The organism is Chromohalobacter sp. 296-RDG, assembly GCF_029889885.1.
Lineage (GTDB): Bacteria > Pseudomonadota > Gammaproteobacteria > Pseudomonadales > Halomonadaceae > Chromohalobacter.
Window position 1 is genome coordinate 1 of the sequence record NZ_JARANY010000079.1, and the last position, 8,389, is coordinate 8,389.

Here is an 8,389-nt window from a genome sequence, read left to right on the forward strand (position 1 = left end):
CGACGGCGGGCCAATGGAGCCCAAACAGAGAGGAAGGAACATCACGGCCATGATCGGCCAGCAAAACCTGAGCCAGTCACAGAATGACCTGTCCACTTCCATGGAGCGTCTGTCCTCGGGGTTGAAGATCAACAGCGCCGCCGACGACGCCGCCGGCCAGGCCATCGCCAACCGCATGAGCAGCCAGATCAACGGCCTCAGCCAAGCGCAGAGCAACGCCAACGACGGCATCTCCGTCGCCCAAACCACTGAGGGCGCTCTCAACCAGGTCAACGACAACCTGCAGCGCGTACGTGAACTGACCGTTCAGGCCGAAAACGGCACCAACAGCCAAGAAGACCTGGATTCCATCCAAGACGAAATCAATCAGCGCCTAGGCGAAATCGACCGCATCTCCGAAGAAACCAGCTTCAACGGTGTCGACGTTCTCGCTAAAGATCAGGAAATGTCCATCCAAGTCGGCTCCGAAGATGGCCAGACCATCACCATGAACCTGCAAGAAGTCAATTCCGAATCGCTGCAACTCGGTGATTTCAATGTTAATGGCCCGACACTGGCCACAGGCGGCGCGCGGAGCGTCGCAGAAGGCGAAACCGTCACTGTTGATGGTCAAGACTTCACTGCGGTGAGTAGCAGTGCCTCAACGACTGCTGGTGCCACCGAAATCTCCACAGGCGCAATCGCTATGGCATCTAACCTTAGCGATACACCAGTTGATAATGGAGGCACTAACACCATCGTCAGCGATGCCGATGGCAATGCCTACGTCAAAAATGAGAATGGCGGAGACACTAATTACTACGCGGCTGAATTAACTGCAGAAACTGGCACCGGCAATACCGCAGCATCCGTTAGCTACACTGTGGCCGAAGATGCAGAAGCGGTTAATATCACTGATGATCCGACTGAAGTCAGCACACCCAATCCTCTCGGTGCACTTGATGATGCGATCGGCCAAGTCGATAGCCAGCGCTCCGAACTGGGTGCCTTGCAGAACCGCTTCGACTCGGCGATTACCAATCTGAACACCACCGAAACGAACCTTACCTCCGCTCGTTCGCGCATCGAAGATGCCGACTATGCGGACGAAGTCTCCAACATGACCAAGAACCAGATCCTGCAACAGGCCGGTACCTCCGTTCTGTCCCAGGCTAACCAGCTGCCGCAGAACGCCCTGTCACTGCTGGGGTAACCACCAGCCTTCAGCAACAAGTTCCGCAGTAAAAACGAAGCGGGCCCGAATGGGCCCGCTTTTTTGGTTCATCTTTCTTCTCTTCTCAACCTATCCACCGCAAAAGCCGTAAAAGTCCACTCCCTATCGGGCTTTTCCGCCCTTTGACATCGTCGCAGCACTTTATAGTGGTGATATCGATCACCATCACCATGCGATCCCTATGTCCAAAAAACGCAATCGCCGTCACGCAAGCACGAACGACAAGATCACCTTAGCTCAGGCTCGCAAGCAGACACAGCGTGCCCCCTCGGATCCTGATGCCTGGCTAGCACTAGGGCGCCTATTGGTCGAGCAGAAAGACTGGCAGAACGCCAGAGAAGCCCTCGAACAGTCGCAAAGTTTACGACCAGACAACGTCGATCAAAAAGCATGGCTCGGGCATGTCGCCTATCACCAGAACCGGCCACAAGACGCATTTACCTATTTGCACAATGCGTTGTCACAAAACCCGATACTCACCCTCGGGCTTGTGACACTCGCCAGGCTGCATATTGATCGCAGCGAATTTCAGCAAGGCCTGGAATATGCACAAAAGGCCTATGCAGCATCGCCCCAGCACATTCCCGCCATTGACACACTCGCCAGTACCCTTAGCGGACTATACCGCTACGAAGAAGCCTTTGACCTTTACCGTCATCTTACGAAGCTGGTACCAAAAGATTTCTCATCCTGGAATAATGCCGGCAATATGCTGCGGGACCTGGGGCGTCTCAATGACTCTTACACCTATTATGAGCAGGCAAACAAAGTAGGCCAGCACCCTATTCCCTACTCCAATCACCTGACGGCTCTTCACTATGATCCAAGAGTGTCTCGGGAAGAGCTCATGGCATTTGCCAAATCTTGGGAAGAACGCTTCGCGCCCGCCAGTCATCTTGTGCCACCACGGCCAGAGCGCCCTAATGCAGCGGCCGAGCAAAAATTACGCCTAGGACTGCTATCGGATGGCTTTCGCAAGCACCCCGTAGGCAAGATGATCACCCGATGTCTGGAGCAACTTTCCAAGGGCCAATTCGAGCTTTATTGCTATACCACAAGTGATGCAGTGGATGCTGTCACAAAGCGGATTCAGCGTTGTGCGCAGCATTGGCAACCGATTCGCCACCTTGGCGATGAGGAATTTGCACAGCAGATTCGTGACGACGAAATCGATATTCTTATCGACCTTTCAGGGCATAACACGGGCTCGAGAATGCGCGCGGTTGCCATGCAGCCGGCGCCATTGATCGTCAAATGGGTCGGCGGCTTGATCAACACCACGGGTGTGCAAGCCATCGACTACCTGATCAGCGATCACGTCGAGACGCCGGGAGGCGAAGATGAGTACTACACCGAGGAGCTCATTCGCATGCCGGATGACTATATCGTTTTCAACCCACCCGAAAAGCTGCCTGCATTGAGTGCGCCACCGGCGCAGCATAATGGTTACATCACCCTAGCGTGCTTCAACAATCCCACCAAACTCAATGATGTCGCGCTCAAGCAGTGGGCAAGCATTATGCATGAGTTGCCTAATTCTCGGTTGTTGCTCAAGGGGCGTCCCTACACGAGCGAGAGCTTCTGCGAACGCCTGTATGCCACACTTGAAGCTGAGGGCATCGACCGTGAGCGGTTAGTTATCGAAGGCCCCGGTAACAACCATGAGATGCTGGAGGCCTACAATCGCGCGGATATCTCACTTGATCCCTGGCCCTATTCGGGCGGCTTGACGACGTGCGAATCGTTCATCATGGGTGTGCCTGTGGTCACACTCCCTGGCCCGACTTTCGCCGGCCGCCACAGCGCGACTCACCTCGTTCATGCCGGCATGCCAGAGTTGGTGGTCAACAGCTGGGAAGAATACCGCGAACGCGTGATCGAACTCGCCAGTGACCTGGAAAGCCTCGGCACCATTCGCCAGCACCTGCGCGACATATTGCTGCAATCTCCGGTATGCGACGGCCCACGCTTCGCTCGGCATTTCACGAATGCCATGCGCGCCATCTGGCAGCGTTACTGCGACGACAAGACCCCTGCCGCCCTCACTTTCAATAAAGATGGCGAGGCTCGGTTCGAAGATGAAGACACCCCGGTGGAGATCCACTACGCAGAAGCGTCAGAAGAAGATGCCGAATTTCAATGGCAATTCGAAGGCAAACTCATCGCGGTGGATAATGGTGGTCAACTACTAAACAACGAGGTCATCCGCCAATTACTACAACGTGACGCCCTCGAACTTATCGCCTTCGACCCCAGCAGCCAAGCGCTGGACACCTCGCTCAAGCAGCACAAGGGCGTGCATTACTACCCCAGCGCCACACTCGGTGACGGCCAGCCGGGTCAACTGCATGCATGCCTCGACCCCAAGCTGAGCGCCAGCCTGGCACCACTGGGTGACGAGTACCAGCCCGAGGCCATCCGTACCGGCAGCCAAGTACTCACCCGGCTACCGCTGAACACCATCAAACTCGACAGCATCGACGGCCTCCCCGCCATCGACTGGCTGGTATTGGACGACCTCAACGACGCCACCGCGATTCTCGACAACGGCACCCAAGCGCTGAAAGACACCCTCTTGCTCCAGGTAAAGGTCGCGTTTCAACCCACGCACGAACGCCAACCCAACCTCGCGGAACTGCAACACTGGGCCAGCCGCAACGGCTTTCGCTTCTACCGGCTACACGAACCGCAACACCGCAGCCACCTGCCTGAAGACGTACCGGAAGCCCAGCGCCAAGCTACCGAACTGGCAAGTGTTGATGTACTCCTTCTGCCTAATGATGCTCGGAAAGGGTTACTTAGCGATAACCAAAAAACAAAATTAGCTTTTATTTTACATAGCGCCTATGGAATAAAAGACGTAGCATACAACATGCTAGCCCAGATAGAGGCAAATACTGCAGGCTCGTACTTGCAGCATGCAATTGAACATAAAGCCACCGATACGGATTCGACAGAATTAGAGAAAGATTCCTCCCATAACCATTCAAAACCAATCACACAAAATAATAAAAGGAAAATATTCCAAATTGGATTCAACAAATGTGCCACAACATCATTCTGGAAACTTTTTGAAAAAAGCAAAATACCAAGCATGCATTGGGAAGGTGGTTCTATTGCTGAACAATTTTTCGAACGAATGCATCGCAACGAAGACCCTTTCATGGACTTTAAAAATATAATCGGCTTTACCGACATGAACAAGGTTACTGAAAAGTATATACTTGAACCTTACAAAGAATATGAATATATATATCATCACTACCCAGACGCGTATTACATACTTAACACAAGAAGCATGGAAAAATGGCTCAGAAGTAGAATGAACCATCGTGCTCTTGCTGAACGCTATATGTCAGCCCTAGATCTCACTGAGACAGAACTCTTAGCGTACTGGAAAAAAGAGTGGATCGAACATCACAACAATACTAAAAGATTTTTCGAAGACAAAGGTGCGAATTTTATTGTCTATGACATTGAAAAAGATACCCCGGAAAAAATTGCAAATTTCCTAAAAAATGATTACAAAATAGATACCAGCCAATTTGGTCAGCACAACCAAACTACACAAGATGTTGAGATACCGAGCTCTCCATATATGTCCAAAAAAGAACAAGAAGCTTTTTCAAGATGCTTGAAAAATACAACTAATTATTTCGAGTTTGGCTCTGGTGGCTCTACTGTGTGGGCAACACAAGAAGGCCTCACTGTTTATGGGGTAGAGAGTGATAGAAACTGGGTGCGCGCTTTAAAAGAAAAAACTGGGAAAAACTGTCAAGTCGAAGCTGTAGATATTGGCCCAAATAAAGAATGGGGGTTTCCAGCTTCACTGGAGAATTCAGACAAGTTTCCGCAATATAGCCAAGCTATCTTTGACCACCAAAAGCCTTTCGACTTTATACTGGTTGATGGCCGCTTTCGTGTGGCTTGCACACTATCAGCAATACAACACACTCTCACATATTCACCCACGCCAGCAGAGACTAGAATATTCATACACGATTTCTGGAACAGAAAAAATTACCACGAAATACTGGACTTTCTGGACTTGGTCGAAAAAGAAGAAACGGCCGGCGTTTTCAAAATAAAGAAAAACGTAGATCCTGAAAAGGTGGAGGCTTTATGGGAACAGTACTGCAAAACCCCTCAATAAAGTCACAAGCACCTAAGCATAAATTTTAATCAAAACCACAACATCAACTGCTCATATCGCGAACACCTCAACGGGCACCGGACGTGCCTGTTGTGGTTCACGGGGCTCAGCGGTTCTGGAAAATCCACCATCGCCGGTCTGGTGGAGGAAAAGCTGCATGCCATGGGCAAGCGCACCTACCTGCTCGATGGTGACAATGTGCGCCATGGCTTGAATGGGGATTTGGGGTTCTCCGACGCAGACAGAGTCCAGAACATCCGCCGTATTGGCGAGCTGTCACGGCTGTTCGTCGATGCGGGGATCATCACTCTGGCCGCATTCATCTCTCCTTTTCGTGCCGACCGGAACAACGTGCGTGAGCTGATGGGAGAAGGTGACTTCATTGAGGTTTTCATCGACACGCCGCTCGCCACCTGCGAACAGCGCGATCCCAAGGGACTGTATCATCGAGCACGCAACGGTGAGATCAAGCACTTCACCGGCATCGACTCGCCCTACGAGCCGCCTGAAACGCCTGAGCTACGTATCGTGAATGACGGCCTCCAACCACACGAAGCAGCAGACCAGGTCATCCGCTATCTACAAGCTAACGGCTACCTTGGGCAGTAAAACCCTCAGGCATGCTATGAGACGAGCCCGACAAGCCACCGTGTTTCACGGCTCGTTTCATTACCCAAATTTTTATCGCTACTCCCTAAAGCTCCTTTCGTTCATGCCGATCTCACAGGAGATACAACCAATGCTTTCTCCATGCCCAGGGACTCGACATGGCCGTTATCAACTCTAACCTGCTCTCTCTCACTGCCCGCCAGCACCAGGGGCGCGCCAATAGCGAGTTGGGCACGACGCTTGAGCGACTGTCCTCGGGGTTGAAGGTCAATAGCGCAGCGGATGATGCGGCCGGCCAGGCCATCGGTAACCGCATGGCGGCGCAGGAAGCAGGCCAACACCAGGCGGCGCGCAACGCCAACGACGGCATTTCCATGATCCAGACGGCCGAGGGAGCGTTGGATGAAGTCAATGATCGGCTCCAGCGTATCCGTGAGCTATCCGTCCAGGGGCTGAATGGCACGATCACAGCCGATGACGCCGATGCCATCCAGGCGGAGATCAACCAGAACCTGAAAGAAATCGACCGCTTGAACGAGCAGACCGAATTCAATGGGATGTCACTACTCAATGGCGATGCCGGCGCGGTCGATCTCCAGGTAGGTGCCGATGACGGCCAAGAGCTTTCGGTCGATTTGGGCTCGCCAGGATTTAGCGTTGATGAGCTAGGCTTGGAAGATTTTACTATCTATGGACTTGAGGGTGAGATAACGCCCCGCAAGACACTCCAAGGTACCGCTCGGGATATCGTGCTCAAACCAGATACAGATGCCGAAGTGTCGACTGATTTGTCTATGTACGTCAATGGCACCGAGCAAAATAACGACGCCGTGGACTATGTCTCTAGCTCTGGAGATCTTTCAGGCCGTTATATAAAAAGGGAGGAAGACGGCTCACCGAAATATTATTACTATAATAGCGAGACCGCTGTTCATCACACCGACACCAATCATAATGACGTCACAATAAGTGCTAACTCCCCTGCATTCTCTGAAGTCATAACATTAGAAATGCCTGATTCGTCACGGCAGACGTTCGAGCTTAACGATGGCACCAGTGTACCATCAGCCGACTCACCTGAACTCGTTTCATCTGACGGCAAGCATTTCATCAAGAGCCAAGAAGATGGCAACACTGTCTACCGTGAATCTGACATTGAGCTTACAGATACCGGAGCATCCTCAAGTATCACGGCGACGGCAAAAAATAATACCGTCTACACGGATGTCACAATGACTGACGTTCAAGATGATGACACTATCACCGTTGACGAAAGCGGTACTGAAACCGACCGCCCTTACGGCGATTATTCGATGGTCGAATTTAAAGACAATACTGGCTCGAAATTTTCAGATGGCACCCAGGCTCTCGTAACCCATGATGGTAATTATTATATAAAGCAAGATGACGGCACTAGCACCGAATACCTGAAGGCAGAGCTTTCCTCGGCAGATGGAGATACGCTATCTGTTGACGCCACTGAATCAACAGGGCTTACTCAGGCTGGGTTTACTACACCTAGCGCTGTCGATGAAATCACATTTGACAGTACGGATATCGACTTTAGCCCGGCAGATACGGACGATTCGAATGGCCGCCTTTTGAAAGATGAAATTCATGATAGTGGTTATTATATTGAACGTGATTCTGGTAGCGGATATGAGTATACGAAGGCACAGATTTCAATTACAGCAAGCGATACCGATACTGTAACAACCACTACTGATACCACTTCTGGAAGCATACCTCGTACATTTGACACTATCGAAAAGATAAACGGCACGTCCGACATCACACTTGACGAATCGAACGTAGAAGTCAATTACACTGCTCGTGATGAGGATGGCAATCCACGTACATATAATGACGTACTACGTCAGGACGAAGATGGCCGCTATTATATGCGACTCTCGGACGACGTTGATTCCGATGAAAGCTTCGTCAAAGGCACGCTAGTAGATAACCTGAAGAGTGCGAACACACTCGTTCAAACCTCCGAAGGAAGTAGCGAAGTTCTGGTTTATTTCGACTTCGATTTTTCCGCCTCCACGGATGCTGACCTGATTCAAGCCGATACAGGCGATAAACGCACCGTCGTCAACATCAATGCGGATGATGATGAGATCCGTATCAAGCAACCCAACGACCCACTCGCAACGCTGGATGAAGCGATTGAACGTGTCGACGACAAGCGCAGCATGCTAGGCGCCATGCATAATCGGCTTGATAGCGTCATCGATGGACTCTCCACCGCTGAAATGAATACCGTCGCAGCACGCTCGCGCATTATGGATGCCGACTATGCCGACGAAAGCTCAAAACTGATGAAGCAGCAAGTCATCCAACAAGCATCTCAATCCATGCTAGCGCAGGCCAACCAAGTGCCGCAGACGGTCTTATCGCTATTGCCATCT

4 protein-coding genes are annotated in these 8,389 nt (G+C 51.5%); all 4 read left to right on the plus strand.

The window, feature by feature from the left end; genetic code table 11:
* Positions 1–13 precede the first annotated feature (13 nt).
* Positions 14–1,192, plus strand: coding sequence for a FliC/FljB family flagellin (locus OP495_RS15600; protein ID WP_280570601.1), 1,179 nt, complete (start codon positions 14–16; stop codon positions 1,190–1,192).
* 202 nt (positions 1,193–1,394) lie between these two features.
* A complete protein-coding gene (locus OP495_RS15605) occupies positions 1,395–5,366 on the plus strand; it encodes a tetratricopeptide repeat protein (RefSeq protein WP_280570597.1) in 3,972 nt (1,323 codons plus the stop codon).
* A gap of 18 nt (positions 5,367–5,384) precedes the next feature.
* Complete coding sequence (cysC, locus tag OP495_RS15610; RefSeq protein ID WP_348521324.1) at positions 5,385–5,975, plus strand: adenylyl-sulfate kinase; 591 nt, start codon at positions 5,385–5,387, stop codon at positions 5,973–5,975.
* Between the two features lie 158 nt (positions 5,976–6,133).
* Positions 6,134–8,389 (plus strand): flagellin (locus OP495_RS15615; protein WP_280570599.1); only part of this gene is annotated, 2,256 nt, incomplete at its 3' end.